General features: G+C 46.0%; 16 protein-coding genes and 1 riboswitch. Of the genes, 14 read left to right on the top strand and 2 right to left on the bottom strand.

Annotated features, from left to right (window positions below; genetic code table 11):
- Positions 1-89: 89 nt before the first annotated feature.
- Entirely contained in the window at positions 90-1007 is a 918-nt protein-coding gene (locus ACN6KS_RS28510) for a TetR/AcrR family transcriptional regulator (protein WP_440960961.1), read from the bottom strand.
- A gap of 225 nt (positions 1008-1232) precedes the next feature.
- On the opposite strand from ACN6KS_RS28510, the gene cls reads away from it, so the two are divergent.
- Entirely contained in the window at positions 1233-2741 is a 1509-nt protein-coding gene (gene cls / locus ACN6KS_RS28505) for a cardiolipin synthase (protein WP_094871105.1), read from the top strand.
- 111 nt (positions 2742-2852) lie between these two features.
- Here the strand turns inward: cls and ACN6KS_RS28500 are convergent, their stop codons facing one another.
- On the bottom strand, positions 2853-4382 hold the full coding sequence (locus tag ACN6KS_RS28500; RefSeq protein ID WP_341135899.1) for a phospholipase D family protein: 1530 nt from the start codon (positions 4380-4382) through the stop codon (positions 2853-2855).
- Between the two features lie 189 nt (positions 4383-4571).
- Here ACN6KS_RS28500 and fni point away from each other — a divergent pair, with 189 nt between their 5' ends.
- The 13 genes from fni to ACN6KS_RS28435 all read left to right on the top strand — a co-directional run bounded on the left by fni (position 4572) and on the right by ACN6KS_RS28435 (position 18417).
- The gene (gene fni / locus ACN6KS_RS28495) at positions 4572-5711 is read left to right on the top strand and encodes a type 2 isopentenyl-diphosphate Delta-isomerase (RefSeq protein WP_440960960.1); all 1140 of its coding nucleotides are present in this window, start codon (positions 4572-4574) and stop codon (positions 5709-5711) included.
- A gap of 42 nt (positions 5712-5753) precedes the next feature.
- A complete protein-coding gene (locus ACN6KS_RS28490) occupies positions 5754-6224 on the top strand; it encodes a GNAT family N-acetyltransferase (protein WP_256989866.1) in 471 nt (156 codons plus the stop codon).
- A 168-nt stretch (positions 6225-6392) separates the two neighbouring features.
- On the top strand, positions 6393-7745 hold the full coding sequence (locus ACN6KS_RS28485) for a S41 family peptidase (RefSeq protein WP_440960959.1): 1353 nt from the start codon (positions 6393-6395) through the stop codon (positions 7743-7745).
- A gap of 143 nt (positions 7746-7888) precedes the next feature.
- Positions 7889-8989, top strand: coding sequence for a redox-regulated ATPase YchF (gene ychF, locus ACN6KS_RS28480; protein ID WP_042131387.1), 1101 nt, complete (start codon positions 7889-7891; stop codon positions 8987-8989).
- Between the two features lie 233 nt (positions 8990-9222).
- Entirely contained in the window at positions 9223-10296 is a 1074-nt protein-coding gene (gene prfA / locus ACN6KS_RS28475) for a peptide chain release factor 1 (protein ID WP_094871115.1), read from the top strand.
- Complete coding sequence (gene prmC / locus ACN6KS_RS28470) at positions 10289-11287, top strand: peptide chain release factor N(5)-glutamine methyltransferase (RefSeq protein ID WP_440960958.1); 999 nt, start codon at positions 10289-10291, stop codon at positions 11285-11287. Before prfA ends, prmC begins: the two co-directional genes overlap by 8 nt.
- A 140-nt stretch (positions 11288-11427) precedes the next feature.
- A complete protein-coding gene (locus ACN6KS_RS28465; RefSeq protein WP_042192492.1) occupies positions 11428-12612 on the top strand; it encodes an FtsW/RodA/SpoVE family cell cycle protein in 1185 nt (394 codons plus the stop codon).
- Positions 12613-12811: 199 nt separating this feature from the next.
- Entirely contained in the window at positions 12812-13996 is a 1185-nt protein-coding gene (locus ACN6KS_RS28460; protein WP_094877957.1) for an FtsW/RodA/SpoVE family cell cycle protein, read from the top strand.
- Between the two features lie 83 nt (positions 13997-14079).
- On the top strand, positions 14080-14835 hold the full coding sequence (spoIIR, locus tag ACN6KS_RS28455) for a stage II sporulation protein R (RefSeq protein WP_256989867.1): 756 nt from the start codon (positions 14080-14082) through the stop codon (positions 14833-14835).
- Positions 14836-15050: 215 nt separating this feature from the next.
- Complete coding sequence (locus ACN6KS_RS28450; RefSeq protein WP_440962457.1) at positions 15051-16292, top strand: L-threonylcarbamoyladenylate synthase; 1242 nt, start codon at positions 15051-15053, stop codon at positions 16290-16292.
- 127 nt (positions 16293-16419) lie between these two features.
- On the top strand, positions 16420-16992 hold the full coding sequence (locus ACN6KS_RS28445; protein ID WP_440960957.1) for a manganese efflux pump MntP: 573 nt from the start codon (positions 16420-16422) through the stop codon (positions 16990-16992).
- Positions 16993-17039: 47 nt separating this feature from the next.
- On the top strand, positions 17040-17627 hold the full coding sequence (locus ACN6KS_RS28440) for a low molecular weight protein arginine phosphatase (protein WP_094871124.1): 588 nt from the start codon (positions 17040-17042) through the stop codon (positions 17625-17627).
- Positions 17628-17675: 48 nt separating this feature from the next.
- Positions 17676-17758: riboswitch (ZMP/ZTP riboswitch) on the top strand.
- 74 nt (positions 17759-17832) lie between these two features.
- Positions 17833-18417: a TIGR01440 family protein gene (locus ACN6KS_RS28435; RefSeq protein WP_094877958.1), complete on the top strand. Its 585-nt coding sequence runs from the start codon at positions 17833-17835 to the stop codon at positions 18415-18417.
- The last annotated feature ends 59 nt before the right edge of the window (positions 18418-18476 follow it).

The following is an 18476-nucleotide window of genomic DNA, read 5'->3' as shown; positions in this document are numbered from 1 at the left end:
CCTTATCTTTACGAAATAGGGCGCCATTTTGAAAATTTATAATACTCACTATCCATTTTCTTCTCTCTCACGAACTCTTTATAGAGCAATTAACGAAATACGCATGAATGATTTGAAAAAGAGGTAACCAGCTTCCTCAATTCTTCCAATGGTGTAGTGAGCTCTGAGCAGGATTGGAGGTTGGACAACATCCCCTGTATGATTGCTTTGCGTGGGTGTGGTAAGAGAACCTCGCCTTCTAGAATGTTGAGTGATTCCAGTAAATCGGCTGACTCTTCGGGAACAATACTATCTAATTTACTGACCAGAGTCTTCATGTCCTTAATGATCTGTAGTGGGTTTTTTCGCTTACTCTCCTCATTCTCTTCCATCCAGTTTGCTAAAATAGTCGAGTTGATGAGTGGAGCCTGCTTACTTGTAAGAAGACCAGCTACAATAATATCCAATAGATTCATTAGATGATCAGCCATAACAGCAAGCGACAAATGGGTGTCCTGACGAAAAATAACCGCAATATACGATTTGATTAGTCCATGACCTACAATACATAAATCTCCGGTATAGGGAACGATCTCTTTTCCATAAAGGGTCTCCATCTTCACCTGAAACCAGCGCAAGAAGGAAGCATTGTTTCTGCGCAGCCATTCCGGTACTTCAGTATCAAACCCTTTTCCGGCAACCTCCTGGATCTGACGCTGCAAGAACTCACGTAATTCGTACACATGACTCAGTAGAATTTCTATTTGATTCCTAAGCTTCTCACGCGGTGTTCTTTGGGTTTCTTGTTCTTCACGTAATAAGGGATCACGAATCATTCGGTAACAATAGAGAAAAATGCTGCGTTCCAGCTCCTCTTTTGATTTGAATACTAGATACAAGCTTCCCTTCGAAATTCCGCATAATTCGGCGATCTCTTGCATAGACGTGGAGGACGAGCCTTTCACAGCGAATAATTGCATGGCGATCTTAATAATCTGTTCCTGCTTGTCCATCGTTTTATCACTCATTGGGGAATAACCTCCTTTCTGACTACTCAGTTCTATAATTGACTAATCGGTCAAAATAATTATATTCGATCCATCCTGTCATTACAAATTTCACCACAGAAGGGTTACGGTTTTGTTGTAAATAGATTTTTACATAGTAATTAGCTAGGAAGAAATAGGTTCTTCATGTAATATATAAATGTGTCATTTCAGTGTTGTTTGTATGAATAAGAAGGTAGGTACAATATGAGAAGAGGACTTCAATCTATAATTATCATTGGGGCATTTATAGCATTTTATTATTTTGGTTTTGGTATTTTTGGGAGTACTGCAGGAACGATTATTAGTATTTTCTCCACACTGACCGTCATTTCGATTAGCTTGGCTATTTTTATGGAGAACCGTAATCCTTCCACTACGATGTCTTGGATTCTTTTGCTTGCGTTGATCCCGGTGCTCGGACTGGTCTTCTATTTTCTATTTGGTCAGAATGTGTTTAAACGTCGTAAATATGATAAAAAAGCACAAAGAGATCTTATGGCTTATGAGCGAATTGAGAATGACGCTTTGCGTACGCATCAAGATTGGTCGGTCTTTGACCCCTCGCGTCAAAAACTACTATTATTATCCAAGACTCTAGCACGTACTCCTATTTCCTTTGCTTCAGAGACACGTATCCTAACCAATGGTGAGGAGACGTTTGGGACATTACTGCTAGAGCTGAGACAAGCGAAGCACCATATACATATGGAGTATTACATCTTCCGTGCAGATCACATTGGAACGCGTATTCAACAGATTCTGATCGCGAAGGCGCGTGCAGGAGTGTCTGTCCGATTTATGTATGATGCTGTAGGTAGCTTTCAACTCTCCAGAGCCTTTTTGAAGGAGTTAGTTGACGCTGGAGTACAGGTGGCTTCGTACGGTAATTCCACCTCCTTTTTCTCTAGCCGGGTCAATTACCGGAATCACCGAAAAATCGTCGTCATCGACGGTGATGTCGGGTTCATGGGTGGACTCAATGTGGGGGATGAATATCTAAGCCGTAGTAAAACTTATGGATTCTGGCGTGACACCCATATGTTAGTTAGAGGTGAAGCGGTACGGACGATGCAAATCATCTTCTTGCAAGATTGGATGCATACTACAGGTGAAAAAATATTGGAGCAGGATTATCTCACACCACAGCTACACTTTATGACAGGGGACGGAGCTGTACAGATCATTGCGAGTGGGCCGGACAATGAACGCCGTGCACTCAAAAATATATTTTTCTCCATGATCACCTCAGCTGAGAAATCAGTTTGGATTGCCAGCCCTTATTTCATTCCGGACGAGGATATCCTGACTGCGATACGTGTAGCGGCTATATCTGGTCTAGATGTTCGATTATTATTCCCTGCTAAGCCGGATAAATGGATTCCGTTTCTGGCTTCGCATTCTTATTTCCCGGCATTGCTGGAGGCTGGGGTGAAGATTTATGAATACGAGAAGGGCTTTATACACTCTAAGCTGTTAATCGTGGATGGTGAAATAGCTACTATTGGTACAGCAAACATGGACATGCGGAGCTTCCATCTTAACTTTGAAGTTAACGCACTATTGCTTCAAACAGAGAGTGTTACCCGAATCGTTGCTGATTTTGAACGGGATTTATTATCTACCACTCAGATTGTGCAGGAGACCTTTATGAATAAACGCATGGTGGTACGTATGCTGGAATCTGCGGCCAGACTAATGTCTCCGCTGCTATAGCCTTATAACAAAAAAACCACCGTAGAGGGTGTAGCCTTCTCTACGGTGGTTTTTTTGAAATATAAGAAAGTCTAAGATTAGTACCTATACTTTATGTTTTATATTTCTCACTTAAAAAGTAGTAAAGCCCAGGTTGGTCTGCAATCGGAACAGGATGTACTTAAACCAGGTCACATCGCTCTGATAGGCCTCAAAGGGTAAAGTGAACACATGCCCCTCGTTATTCCATAGCCGATTGAAATAGGCTTCCATTTCTGTGAACAGCGGCTGATCACGCTTCATAGAAATCCACAGATCATTCTCCAGATTGTAGTCATCCAGATTACGTTTGGTAAAGTTAGTAGAGCCGCCAAGAAGGATGGAACTGCCGGTTTGTTTGGCGATAAAGAGCAACTTCGGATGATATTGCTCCTTGGTTGTATTGTACCAGCGAATAGAGATTTCGCCATTCGTGCGCTTGTTCAGATCCATGGCAACTGGACGGTTAGGGATCCCGATTTTATCACGCCCGAAAGCGTTCTGATTGGGATCCAGAATTAGGTTTACCTTAGCCCCGCGTGAAGTCGCCTCCACCAACGCATCCAGAATGGCATCATCAGCAAGATAGAACATACCCATCCATACGGTATCCCCCTTCTGGGCGGATCTGATGCCTTGCAGCGCATACTTGTACACCTTTCCTTCTGTTAAATAGCGAACCTCCAGGGGTTCAGCTGACGGTACGCTCTTTTCTTGGGTGAATTTGGGCTTATGAACCAGCAGAGGGCCTGCGTCGGAAAGATTGGCTGCTGCTTGCTCGGTCTGGAGAATATCAGCAATAATTGGACCTTGTACCTCTAAAGCAATATTGGAGTGGTAGGCGCTGGCATCGTGAACATTTCCAGAGGAAATTAGTGCAGTGTTCTCACTGACAATTACTTTACGATGGTTCGCCTTCACATTCAGCAGCTTCAGATAAGATCGAGCGGTAATATCCGGTCCGCCACTGGCCATAAGATTGGGAATAAAGCCCTTACCGGATTGTCCGAACCATTGAATGAAGGTGCGCCAGACGGCTGAATAGGCAGGTGTAGAATCTCGCAGCGCATTAACATCGGTCATGATGACTCGGATCCCTACGGCCTTCATTTCTTCCAGAAGATGGTTTGACGCTGAGTTGTAATTGGTATTGACCTCATCGGTGATAAAGACAATCTCCATTTCAGGATAGGTTTGCTTTTGTGAGATTAATCTATCTGTCAGCATTCGACTGACTGGAGGGAATGACTGATCTTTATGGGTATAATCATTAAACAGGAACAGGTCGATGACTAAGAACTCCCTTGACTCCTCGATGATATGCAGCATTCTCGGGAGGATTTCACTCTCCTGCTTACCTGTGTCCGTACCGTCTGGATAGGTTAGGTCATGCCAGAAGGATACATTATTCACTTTGTATATAGGACTTTCATAGGAAATCCCTGCGGGAAGAGGTTTATGTGTCTGGTATATCATGACGCCGATTAACCAGAGAATTAGAATGATGCAAGCCCATATCACTCGTTTGCGGCGTCGTGAAGAGGTGCATTTCTTTGGATCAGGAGAATGGGTTTGATCTTGAATGATTTGAGGCTGAACGGATTGTTCGTGATCTGATTTCATTAGTAAATCCTCCTGAAAGTATTACAGTGCGCATTTCTTTAAGTTAATATGCGCCGGCATGTTACCAACCTATTAACACTTAGTGAGGAGAAATGAAGCAGTCTCTGTATTTTCATTGACCTCATATTGTAAATTCAACTGTAGGGATATGTTATAATAAGTACAGTTTAGGAATAGGAGGAACGGAGCATGAATCATACGCCAGAAGAGGCCGTGCCATATGATGCGAATAGGCAGTCTGGCGCGGATCATGACAATGGCCTACCAATTGTAGAGGTTTCGGACAAGAAGTCTTTATTGCCTGCATCAAGGACAGGTGAACGAAAAATAGAACATGTACGCCTTTGTCTAAATGAAGAAGTCGGTGGCGTCGGTGTGACTACGGGGTTTGAACAATACCGATTTCGGCATAATGCTCTTCCAGAGCTGAATTTTGATGATATATCCTTGCAGACTATCTTTCTGGAACGTGAGCTGCGTACACCGCTGCTGATCAGCTCAATGACAGGTGGAAGTGCCGCTACCGGAGCCATCAATGCCCGATTAGCAGAGGCAGCACAGCGTCGTGGATGGGCGCTGGGTGTTGGTTCTGTGCGGGCGGCGGTGGAGCGCTCTGAGCTAACCGAAACCTTTTATGTACGGGACAAGGCACCTGATATACCGGTTATCGCTAATATCGGCGCCGTACAGCTGTCCTATGGTTTCGGGATTGAGGAATGCCGCCGGGCTGTGGATATTGCTGGTGCAGATTTTCTTGTCCTGCATCTCAATGGTCTGCAAGAGGTCTTTCAACCGGAAGGGAATACTGGCTTTGCCTCCTTACTATCGCAGATAGCAAACGTATGCCGTGCACTTGAGGTTCCTGTAGGTGTAAAAGAAGTCGGCTGGGGCATTGACGGTGATACAGCAGCGCATCTTTATAATGCAGGGGTAGCTTTTGTTGATGTAGCGGGTGCGGGTGGAACATCATGGAGTCAGGTCGAGAAGTTTCGGAGTAGAGACCCTATACGTCGCGCAGCGGCTGAAGCTTTCGCGGACTGGGGTACTCCAACCGCAGAATGCATTGCAGAAGTGCGTGCTGTCTCCCCGAAAGGGGCTTTAATTGGCAGCGGCGGCTTGAAGCATGGCGTGGATGCGGCGAAGGCATTAGCTCTCGGTGCTAATTTAGCAGGTTTTGGACGCAATCTGTTAGGGCCAGCAGTAGATTCCGAAGAGGCGCTAGAAGCTGCACTGGCTCAGGTAGAGCTGGAGCTTAAGATAGCAATGTTCGGTATCGGAGCTCCCGATTTAGCAACTTTACGTGGGACTCCCCGTTTAATACGTAAATAAATGAATGTGGTAAATATAGAAGCGAGGAAGTGAAAAAAGAAGATGATTAAATTGGTTCATATGGATGAGTCCGCCTTTCAATTTTTCTTGGGTCAAGCTACCCGTGACTACGCTGAAGACAAGATTAAAGCAGGCGCTTGGGATCCTGAAATCGCGATGAAGCTATCGGAAGAAGCAATAACACAATCTCTGCCCAAAGGGTTAAATACAGATGGCGCTTATCTATACTCCATAGTAGAAATAAGTAGTGATATCCAAGTGGGATATATCTGGTTTAATGTAAGTGAAGGCCGCGGTGGGCGAGAGGCGTTTATATATGATTTCTACATTTTCGAACCGTATCAGAGTAAAGGTTATGGCAAGCAGGCTATGATCGCACTTGATGAAGAAGCTCGTGAAATGAACGTCACAAGAATCGGGTTACATGTCTTCGGTCAGAACAATCGTGCATTTGAACTGTACAAAAAAATGGGATATACCGTAACCGACATTACGATGTCTAAAGATTTATAATACTATCCGTGGAGACCTCGAAAGAGGTCTTTTTTTTGTTGTTCTAAGAAATACAATGTAAATAATTGTGATAAATATATTTGAATTAGGAGGAGTAGAAAAATATGATTATTAAATAAATTCCTGAAAATGGATTCGGTGATATGGAATATTAGAAGGGGGATTAAGGTGAGACCAAGGTTTGTATTGTCGGTGGTTATATCTGCGACTGCAATACTGTTAATGGTTAGTTGTAACAGTGGAGATTTGCCAGGGAGAAAGCAATTGGAGTCTGAGCAAGTTCAGGCAAGTCCGAATGCGCCGGTAGTCTCTTCAAAGGTAGCGGAAAAACTGCCTGAAGCAGCGGTGTCTCCATTGACAGTGAAGCAGAGACTAGAAGACTATGATTACATGTGGAAGATTATTGAGGAGAATTATCCTTTCCTAGAGGTGAATAAGCGTCTGAACGGAGAGGATTGGCTTGCAAATAAAGAAGAGTACCGTAATAAAATTGCAGCCACAAAGACGGATGATGAATTTTTGAGACGAATGAGATTCGTCCTTAGCAGGTTAAATAATGGGCATACGAATTTTATTTCTAAGGAAGAATACCCTTGGTATCTAAATATCTATGTTCAGTTAGGTTTTGGTTATGAGCCTTGGATCAACGTGTTTCAGCAGCCTAATGTATTGGCTCGTTATAACCAGAAACCTTTAGCGGAGCAGCAAAACTCTAATGACATCGTTAACGATATGAATAGTGGTGCGGCAGGGAGTCAAACAGAAGAGACTTCCGGAAATATAAAAAAGGTCATTTTAGAGCCTGATCAAATAGCGTATCTAGGCCTGCGAAGCTTTGACGGCAGATTTATGGAGATGGACAGTTCAGAAATTCATGATTTTCTGGTAGAAGTAAAAGATTATAAAACATTAATTCTAGATATCCGTGGAAATGGCGGAGGAAACAGTAATTACTGGAGAGTTCATATTGCTCCTCTGCTGATTAATAAACCTATCGAATACAATACATACTTACTTTATACAAGAGGCAGATATGCTGAGACCTTTATGCAGGCACGTCAGATCACAAAGGGGCAACAACCTATTTCCGGCATCAAAGACGAGCAACTGCCCAATCTGCCAGCTGAAGCTTTAAAGATGTTTAAAACTTATAGAAAAATAGCTGATGTAGTAACTCCTAATCATTATGTTGGATTTAAAGGGAAAATCTATTTGCTGGTAGACAGCTCTGTGTATTCAGCATCGGAAGGTTTTGCAGCATTTGCAAAAGGCACCGGGTTTGCAACGGTTGTAGGTGGCAGAACAGGTGGGGATGGACTAGGGATAGATCCGCTTGTCGTTGCATTGCCTAATAGCGGTTTTGTGTTCAGGTTTTCCTTTGAGATGGGTCTGAACTCTGATGGAAGCTGTAACGAGGAAGTGAAGACGGTCCCTGATGTGGAAGTTGATCCAGATACTTCTAAGCCCCTATTGGATCAGCCGGCGGTGCAAAAGGTATTGCAACTTGCCAAATCCCATTGAAATGGACGCGCTTGGATAAGGCTGGATTGACACATCTGTAAGACATCCGGTGTTGCTGGAGAATATGTTCTAATATATAATGGTTTAGATCGTATTACTTATTCGGATGATCAATTTAGCTGAAAATAGGAGTTGTCATATAAATGGCTTTGAAAGCTGGAATCGTCGGTCTTCCTAACGTAGGAAAATCCACATTGTTTAATGCAATAACGCAAGCGGGAGCAGAATCCGCAAACTACCCTTTTTGCACGATTGATCCTAACGTTGGTGTCGTTGAAGTTCCGGACGAACGTCTTGATAAACTGACTGAGCTGGTACAACCTAACAAGACTGTACCTACTGCTTTTGAATTCGTTGATATCGCTGGCCTTGTGCGCGGTGCAAGTAAAGGTGAGGGATTAGGCAACAAGTTCCTAGCTCATATTCGTGAAGTGGATGCTATCGTTCATGTCGTTCGCTGCTTTGAAGATGAGAATGTTACCCACGTGGATGGAAAAGTAAATCCGATCAGCGACATTCAGACCATTAATTTGGAACTGATTCTTGCTGACATTGAGAGCATTGAGAAGCGGATTGAGCGCTCCCGTAAGAACATCAAAGGCGGCGACAAGAAATACGCTCAAGAAGTTGAACTGCTTGAACGTGTCAAAGAAGTTCTCTACGAAGACAAACCTGCACGTAGTATAGAATTGTCCGATGACGAGAAGCTTATTATCCGTGATCTTCATTTGTTAACATTGAAGCCAGTGCTGTATGCGGCGAATGTAAGCGAAGAAGAAGTTGCAAGTGCAGAGGACAATCCTTATGTGCAGCAAGTGCGTGAATTTGCAGCAACTGAAGGTGCTGAAGTTGTTCCGATCAGCGCAAAGGTAGAAGCTGAAATTGCCGAGCTTGAGGGCGAAGATAAAGCGATGTTCCTAGAAGAACTTGGGCTAGAAGAATCTGGTTTGAACCGTTTGATCAAAGCAGCTTACAAGCTGCTAGGCTTGTATACGTATTTCACGGCAGGCGTTCAAGAAGTTCGTGCGTGGACCATTCGTAAGGGAACTAAAGCACCCGGCGCTGCTGGTGTAATTCACACAGATTTTGAACGTGGATTTATCCGTGCTGAGGTAGTGGCTTACGCAGATCTTGTGGCAGCGGGTTCGATGAATGGTGCGAAAGAACGTGGTCAATTGCGCCTTGAAGGTAAGGAATATTTGGTGCAAGACGGCGACGTTATGCATTTCCGTTTCAACGTTTAAGAGGACTAAAGTGTACTAAGAATAAGAGGGTCATCTCAGTCGGTAGAGGGTATCTACTGCTGGGGTGGTCTTTTTTAAAATATAAGTCATTTATTAAGATGTTTTCGCGTACCGAACTGTAGCCATTTCACAATATCTTTGGTATAATATAAAGTCGTATATCTAATTTTATGACATGTGTTTTAATGTCTTTATTTGCGAATTTGAAATTGAACTAGGAGAGGTGAATTCCCTTGTTGGACCGATTGCAATCCCTGGCGGACCGCTATGAGAAGCTCAGTGAACTGCTTTGTGATCCGGATGTTGCAAACGACAGTAAGAAACTGAGGGATTATTCCAAAGAACAATCAGACCTACAGCCTGCATTTGAGGCGTATACTGAATATAAGAATGTAATGGAAGAGCTTGAAGCTGCTAAGCAAATGCAAGGCGAAAAGCTTGATGATGAGATGAAGGAAATGGTCAAGACGGAAATTGACGACCTTTCCAAACGTCAGGTAGAGCTGGAAGAGCAAATCCGAGTATTACTGCTGCCTAAAGACCCAAATGATGATAAGAACGTAATCGTCGAAATTCGTGGTGCAGCGGGCGGAGATGAAGCAGCATTGTTTGCTTCCGATCTTTACCGGATGTACACCCGGTTTGCAGATTCACAAGGCTGGCGCGTGGAGTTAATGGATGTCAACGCGAGTGACCTTGGCGGATTTAAAGAGGTAATCTTCCTTATTAACGGCCGCGGTGCATACAGTAAGCTGAAATATGAAAGTGGTGCGCATCGCGTACAACGTATCCCAGCGACTGAATCCGGTGGACGTATTCATACCTCTACTTCTACCGTATCGGTGATGCCGGAAGCTGAGGCATTTGAGATTGAAATCCATGATAAAGATATTCGTGTGGATACCTTCTGTTCAAGTGGTGCAGGCGGACAGTCTGTAAATACAACCAAATCTGCAGTACGTGTAACCCATGTACCTACAGGCATCGTTGCTACCTGTCAGGATGGTAAGTCACAGAACTCCAATAAGGATAAAGCGTTACAAGTGCTTCGTGCCCGTATTTCTGATATGAAACGGCAGGAAGAAGAAGCGAAGTATGCTGGTGAACGGAAGAGCAAAGTAGGTACGGGTGATCGTAGTGAGCGTATTCGGACGTATAACTTCCCGCAGAGCCGGGTTACAGATCATCGTATTGGCTTGACACTGCATCGTTTGGAGCAGGTTATGAACGGAGAAATCACTGAAATTATTTCGGCTCTTTCAATTGCTGAACAAGCTGATTTGATGGATAGTATGGACAATGGATAATAATGCTTTGAACGATGGCGTATTTGTCATGTCGGAAGTGAAAAGCATCCGGGAAGCCTTTGCGGAGGCTTCTTCTTTTTTGAGCCAGAGCGGTTGTAATGAACCGCAGCGTAGTGCGCAATTACTGCTTGAGCATGTGCTTGGCTTGTCCGGGGCAGCGTATTATATGGCGCTGGCGGATTCTTTTCCGGCTGCGGTCAAGGAAAAATGGGAGGCGGGAGTTACCCGCCGGAGTAAGGGTGAGCCGGTGCAATATATCATCGGCGAGCAAGAATTCTACGGGCGTCCCTTTGAAGTGACGCCGGATGTGCTTATTCCACGGCCGGAGACGGAGCTGCTCGTCGAGGCGATTTTGCGGTACGGCGCGGAGCTCTGGCCGGACGGTACGGTTGCGCCGAGTGAACTGGCGCAGGAAGAAGGCGCTGCTTCGTTAGCAGCAGCGCAAGATCGTGCGGGCGGCGCGGAAAGTGGACGCGCCGTACGGCCGCTGACCGCCGTCGATATCGGCGCCGGCAGCGGAGCGATCTCCGTCACGCTGGCGGCGGAAGCGCCGGCGTGGCGGGTCTGCGCCGGCGACATTTCGCCGGCGGCCCTAGCTGTGGCGAAGCGCAATGCGATGCGCTCCGGCACAGCTGTGGACTTTCGGCTCGGCGATCTGCTCGAGCCGTTCGCGGGGATGGAGACGGAAATTCTCGTCTCCAACCCGCCGTACATTCCCGGCGAGGATATCGCCGGGCTGCAGCGTGAGGTGCGCGACCATGAGCCGCGCACTGCGCTGGATGGCGGAGCGGACGGGCTGGACCCGTACCGCCGCATGATGGAGCAACTGGCGCTGCTCCCGGCACCGCCGCGCCTGATTGGCTTTGAACTCGGCTTCGGGCAAGCCGAGCAAGTGGCCGCGCTACTTGAAGCGGCGGGCCATTGGAAAGAGATCATCACCATTAATGATCTGGCTGGAATTCCACGTCATGTGCTAGGTATAGCACGATAATACTGCCTGCTGTGCAAGGGACTCCTGTTGATCGGGGAGTAAAATTGTATTTTCAACCCGACTTCCTTTACAATAGAATTTAACCGGACTTCTTGGTGAACCATAAAAGAAAGCCCAGATTTAGAGTAGGGAGGCAGAACGTGCTTCAGAAGATTAAAAAAATTGATGGTGCTATCGTAGTCGTTCTGTTATTACTCATGACTGTCAGCATCTTCGCCATATATAGTGTGACTCATGGAAGAGAAAAGCTGGACGGACATCATATCCGTATGATGATGTATTATGCAATTGGCTTTATTGCTTTTATTGGAATGACCTTTTTAGATTACAGAATTTTAGTGAAATACGCGCTATATATTTATTTGTTTGGGATAGGTATCCTGGTCCTCGTTAGCTTTTTGGGCGAGACCAAGAATAATGCCCAAGGCTGGTTGTCCCTCCCTGGAGGACTGAGCCTTCAGCCTGCCGAGCTATTCAAACTAATATTGATTTTATTTCTGGCAGCAATGCTTGTGCGTAAGAATAAAAGTAAACTCTTGTTTTGGCGGGATGTTGTGCCGCTCGGCCTCTTAACCTTATTTCCGTTTCTTATTGTGCTTACACAGAATGACCTTGGGAATGCCTTGTCTTACATTGTGATTCTTGCAGGTCTGTTGTGGATTGGAAATATTAAGTACACTCACGCATTAATCGCGCTGGTGATTGTAGCAAGCTCTGCGATTGCGGGAATTATGAGTTATATTCATTATCATGACGAAATTAAAACGTTCCTTAATGATATTGGCCGGTCGCACTGGATTGAACGTTTCGACCCATGGCTTGTTCCGGATAAAGCGACAGCGAAAGCTCTTTATCATACCAAGAACGCGAAGCTTGCGATTGCCTCAGGTGGGATGAGTGGCGAGGGCTACATGAATGGTAGCTCTGTACAGACGGATCGCGTGCCTTATACGTATTCAGACTCCATCTTTGTACAGATTGCCGAGGAATTTGGATTCGTAGGATCTGCCTTTGTGCTGCTACTATATTTTATCCTGATTCATCGAATGATCCTGATTGCGCTGGAAGCCAGAGATCGAGCAGGTCCATTTCTGATCGTCGGCATTGTCGCGATGATGCTGTATCAGATTTTTGAGAATATTGGCGCGTTTATTGGTCTGATGCCTTTGACAGGTATCACGTTGCCTTTCATCAGCTTCGGAGGTACCTCTCTGCTTATCAACATGGCCAGCATTGGACTGGTAATGAGTGTGCGTCTGCATGGGCAAGATGTAGAGGAAGATTTACCTAAGCCTACTCCTTATGCAGCCGCCAAACAGGTTTAATCACTAAATCACAATATAACCGTCAGAAACTCATCTTTTAAGGATGGGAACTGGCGGTTTTTTATTTTGGAAAGTGAATCTCTGATATCGGATGTATTACATAAATTTGGAATTGCGGCCTTGAATGCTCTACAATAGAAAGGAGAGACTTTCCTCAGGTGAGGATGGTTGGAACCTTAATAGAGTAAGGAGTTTGCGTATGCTTGAAAAGCTCAAGAAGATCGATAGCGTGATTCTTATTGTTCTAGTTATGCTCATGGTCATTAGTATTCTTTCGATATACAGCGTGACTAATGGTAGATTAGTTCAGAAGCTAGATGGGTTCCATCTACAAATGCTTAAATACTACATTGTAGGGTTTGTAGCGTTTTTTGTGCTTACCTTCGTGGACTATAGGATATTTGTTAAATATGCTCTTTATATTTATATCTTCGGTATTGGTCTGCTAGTGTCGGTTAGTTTTTTTGGAAAGGTAAAGAACGGTGCGCAATTAGGGCTAGAGATAGGTGGACTTAGCTTTCAACCTGCGGAGCTTTTTAAGTTGATATTGATTCTTTTACTCGCGTCCATACTGGTCCGTAAACAAGGAGCCACGCTAACCTTCTGGAAGGGAGTCGTCCCACTGGCGCTTCTTACATTGCTCCCCTTTACGATAGTTATTGTACAGAATGATCTGGGAAATGCGCTAAGCTACATCGTAATATTAATCGGTCTTCTATGGATCGGGAATATCAAAATTTCACATGCACTCATCGGATTACTAATCGTTGGCGGATTGGGTCTTGCAGGAATTCTGAGCTATATTCACTATCATGATGAAGCGGTATATTTCTTTGAGGAGACCCTTGGCAGGAAGCATTTAGTGGATCGTTTTGATCCTTGGCTCGTACCTGATTTGGCGTCAGATGATGCAAGCTATCACACGAAAAATGCTAAAGTGGCTATTGCCTCCGGAGGGATGAACGGCGAGGGGTACATGCAAGGAAGCTCTGTGCAGAGTAACCGTGTTCCATATACGTATTCGGATGCCATATTCGTACAGGTTGCGGAGGAGTTTGGATTCGTAGGTTCAGCGCTGCTGCTTCTGCTCTTCTTTATTTTGCTCCATCGGATGATACTGATTGCTCTAGAGAGTAGGGAGCGCAGCGGTCCGTTTTTAATTATTGGAATTACAGCTATGCTGCTATATCAAATCTTAGAGAATATTGGAGCTTTTATCGGCCTAATGCCGCTTACTGGAATTACACTTCCGTTCATCAGTTATGGAGGCACATCACTTTTAATCAATATGGCCTGCATGGGGATTGTGATGAGTGTGCATCTATATGGACGGGATGTTGAGGATGATTTGCAATTGCCTAACGCGATTCCCATGAAGTTATAGATTTAATAGGTTCATAGGTTTGTAGTCTCTCATCTCTGGACATACTACTAGCATGAGTGTTAAGAGGAGAGGGGCTGCTACAAATGAACGATAATCATATGGATAAAAGAGATTCCTTACGTGTAACTTTTAAGTATACTGCCATTTTAATTTGTTTTTTCATGATCGTTATCATGGCCTGGGAAGGTCAAAAAACCGATGCAGCAGTAGCCGAAGTAACGATTCCACAGGATTCTATCCGGCTGCGTATTTTGGCGAATTCGGATGGAACGCAGGATCAGTTAGTGAAGCGGCAGATCCGCGATACAATCGTGGAGCAAATGAACCAGTGGGTAACTGCACTTGAGGACCCGCAGAGCTTAGAGCAGGCACGCGCTTTAATTAGAACTCATCTACCAGAGCTAAATGCATTGGTTGGATCGGAGCTGGAGAAAAGAGGCATTCAGTATTCCTATAACGTGGAGCTCGGTGTAGTTCCTTTTCCGACTAAATTATACGGTGGTACGGTCTACCCTGCCGGAGAGTACGAGGCTGTGCGGGTTACACTGGGTGAAGGCAAGGGACAAAATTGGTGGTGTGTACTGTTTCCGCCACTATGCTTTATCGATGCGGGTTCCGGAGATGCGGCAGCACCTGCTGCTAACAAAGCGGTGAAGACGGTTTCGGCTGCCGGGGCAGAGAGTGGAGCTAAGGCACAACCAGCAGTAGGGACAGCTGTACAAGCAGATTCTTCGGCAAAGGATGCTGCGGCAGCAGATTCCGCAGAGCCAGAGGTACGGTTCTTCGTTTGGGAACTGCTGCAAAACCTTTGGAACTGGATTAGCGGATTATGGTCGTAATGCTGATGCTAGCCCTTTGGTTTTGTGGAAATGGTCTATAGTTTTGAACCTAGATATGTTACTATTTCATAAGCAGATCGACTGCGGCGCCTTCATTGGGGCCGCTTTTTGGTAAGATCAGAGTTAATGAATATCCAGAGTATTTATCCTAAGATTGCAAGAAAAGCTATTGTTCAATTGTTCAATATATATCCTGTAGAAAGCCTGTGATGAGAATGAATGAACCACATGACCCTTTATTCGCCGTTCAACGGCGGAGTGGGAATAGGAATAAGACTGTATATTGGGAACTGGATTTGTTGGAAGATGCAGCTTCGGATTCCGTTGTACTTCAGCCTAATGAGGAGAATAAGTTAGCCATCGTGGAGGCGGCAACCATGCTTCGTGAAGGTGGAACGGTCGCTTTTCCGACCGAAACGGTCTATGGACTTGGTGCGGATGCACGGAATACTGCGGCAGTTGAGGCTGTTTTTGCGGCAAAAGGGCGACCGTCTGATAATCCTCTAATCGTTCATATTGCCGATTCAGGAGCTTTGGACGAGCTGGTTACAGAAGTGCATCCTACGGCTGCGGTATTGATGGATGCTTATTGGCCTGGACCACTGACAGTCGTGCTTCCTGTTCGTGAGGGTGTTTTGTCACCCTGTGTGACGGCAGGGCTGGACACGGTAGGTGTGCGTATGCCTGACCATCCGGTAGCTTTGGCGCTGATCAGTGCAGCGGGCTGTCCCGTTGCGGCACCTAGTGCTAACCGTTCAGGTCGTCCGAGTCCGACTTTAGCTTCACATGTGATGGAAGACTTGGCCGGATACATTGACGGTGTACTTGATGGCGGCGCCGCTGGAGTCGGACTGGAGTCAACTGTGGTTCAGGTGCAGCCTGATGGAAAGGTTGCCGTGCTGCGCCCTGGTGGGATTACTACGGAGCAGTTAGCTGCTGTAGTGGGGGCAGAAGCCGTTGCTGCTGAGCCAGCTGTGGTTAAAGAATCCGGAACTTCCGCAGCAGCGGAAGCTCCAGTGGCCAATGAACCGGGGGTGTACCACGGTGCAGAAGCTGTTTCCGACAGCTCGGCGCCACGCGCGCCGGGCATGAAGTACACGCACTATGCGCCGCGCGGCTGGCTCGGTGTGGTGAGCGGATCTTCTCCGCAACGTGTTGCGGATGAAGCCGCGAGTCTACTTCAGGCGGCGCAGCTGAGCGGCGAGGTAACGGGCTTGCTCCTCTTCGAGGAGCATAAGTCCCTTTATCCCGCCGCCCCTGCCGCCTGTGTCCTTTCCCTCGGCTCGTTATCCTCGCCGGAGGAAGGGGCACGCTCCCTGTATGCCGCGCTGAGGCGCTTCGATGAAGCGGGAGCGACATACATCTTGGCCGAGGCTTGTCCGTATACAGGCCTCGGCGCTGCCATTATGAACCGGCTTATGAAGGCAGCCGGTGGTTCTGTCATTGACGCCGGATAGCCACGGCGCCCCTTCTTTACAGCTTTAACACCGGTTCTTCAAATTTGGAATCTCCTATGAAGTCATGATTACCCCCTTGTCCGCATATCGTTGTTGTACAAGATATTTCGGACTTGGGGGGTTAAGCATGGGCGTAGGAGATGTATATGCCGGTTGGGGGCAGACGGTTACGATTGCTATAATGGCGATTGCATTAGGGATGGATGCATTTTCCCTCGGTGTAGGCATTGGGATGAAAGGGATTCGTCTGTTGCACATTCTACAAATGAGTGTGCTCATTGCTTTTTTTCATATGCTGATGCCTCTTCTGGGTTTATTAACGGGAAGTTATGTCGGACATTTGCTAGGTCAAGTAACGACTTATGCCGCCGGAGGGCTGCTTGTGCTGTTAGGCGGACATATGGTGTATAACTCCTTTCGTCCGGAAGTGGTAGGTACGCGAGCTATGAATCACCGAACCTTATGGGGAATGCTGCTTCTTTCACTCAGTGTTAGTGTAGACTCATTTTCTGTTGGGGTATCCTTAGGGATGTTTGTGAATGGTGTGCTTCTGACCATACTGGCTTTTGGTGTCTGTGGAGGTCTAATGTCCATTGTCGGCTTACTTCTTGGGCGGCATGTCAGTCGTGGACTCGGGGAATATGGAGAAGCGCTGGGCGGGGCTATTTTATTAGGGTTTGGCTTGTTATTCATCTTTTGATACAATAACGGCATTACCATATTTTAATTTCATGGGGGTGCAAAAGCATGCTGCATATTTTATTCGTCTGCACCGGTAATACATGCCGTAGTCCTATGGCTGAGGGGCTTTTACGAAAGCTCGCGAAGGAACGTGGAATCGACCTGGAAGTGCGGTCTGCAGGTGTATCTGCCATTTCTGGTACTTCTATATCGAGACATGCTGCAGCTATTTTGCAGGAAGAAGGCATTCATGATCATTTAGAGTCGTCGCAATTAACGGGGCAATCCGTTGCTTGGGCCGATCTTGTGCTTACCTTGACCAGTGGACATAAGCAGCATTTGCTGCAGTATTTTCCGGATGCCGTATCGAAAACATATACATTGAAGGAATATGTGCATAATGAAGAAGCTGTGACTGAGGATATTAAAGAATTGGACAGCCTATACGCGGATGCTGAGTTAAGCATAGCTCTAGGTGGTGAACCGAGCGCAACAGATCTACAACGAATGATTGAAATCCGCCAGCGTATCCCAAGCTTTGATATTTCTGATCCATTCGGGGGTACGCGTGAAGATTATGAGCTTACTGCTGCAGAGATTCGCACTTCGTTGTTTAGTTTATTAGATAAACTGGAATCCTTACGCCATTTGTAAATGGTTGATTTTCAGTCCGCTTTGCTTTAAGATGAAGTTACAACTAATCGGTTCCGATGTAACTGGCGACAAATGTGGATCAAACCACGATGGAGCATCGGAATAAACGGCCGGTCGCCTGGGCAAAAGAGCAAATCCGCAGCTACCTGCGGACTGCTCTTTTTTGTTTAAATGAAGCTTGTTTGAAGCTTGAGGAGGTAGGGTGATGGACAAAGTTGTGGAGTTATCTTTAACTGAAGCTACTGTCACTGTGTTAAGGGAGCTGGCGGAAGCTGGTAACCTCGGATCTGGTAAAATTGTTGTCCTTGGAGTTAGTACAAGTGAGGTTGCTGGTGTCCGGATTGGAACCGGTGGTGCGCTTGAAGTGGCACAGCAGCTGCTTGAAGGGGCTCGTTTGGTCGCAGCGGACAAAGGATTTCATCTCGTTTATCAGTGCTGCGAGCATCTGAATCGTGCGCTTGTAATGGAACGCTCTTTGCTAGAGTCACTTGGGTTAAATGAAGTTTCAGCTGTACCTATACCAGGTGCAGGCGGTTCGATGGCTGCGGCTGCCTATCACGCTATGAAAGATCCTGTTTTGGCGGAAACGATTGATGCTCATGCTGGTCTAGACATTGGTGAGACGCTGATAGGAATGCATTTAAGACGGGTAGCTGTTCCTTTTCGTCCGTCTCTAAGATACATTGGAGCAGCCAGAGTGAATGCGGCATGGACCAGACCTCCACTTATTGGCGGTGAACGTGCGGTATATCGCGCCCCAGAACAAAGCGGCTCACAGGTTTGCGATTAATGAACTTTATTTTTATATTTTTTGCAGAAACATTGACCTTAGCTTCTGTCTAGCAGGTA

Source organism: Paenibacillus nitricinens, from assembly GCF_052056485.1.
Lineage (GTDB): Bacteria > Bacillota > Bacilli > Paenibacillales > Paenibacillaceae > Paenibacillus_AQ > Paenibacillus_AQ nitricinens.
This window is presented reverse-complemented; position numbering and strand designations above follow the sequence as displayed.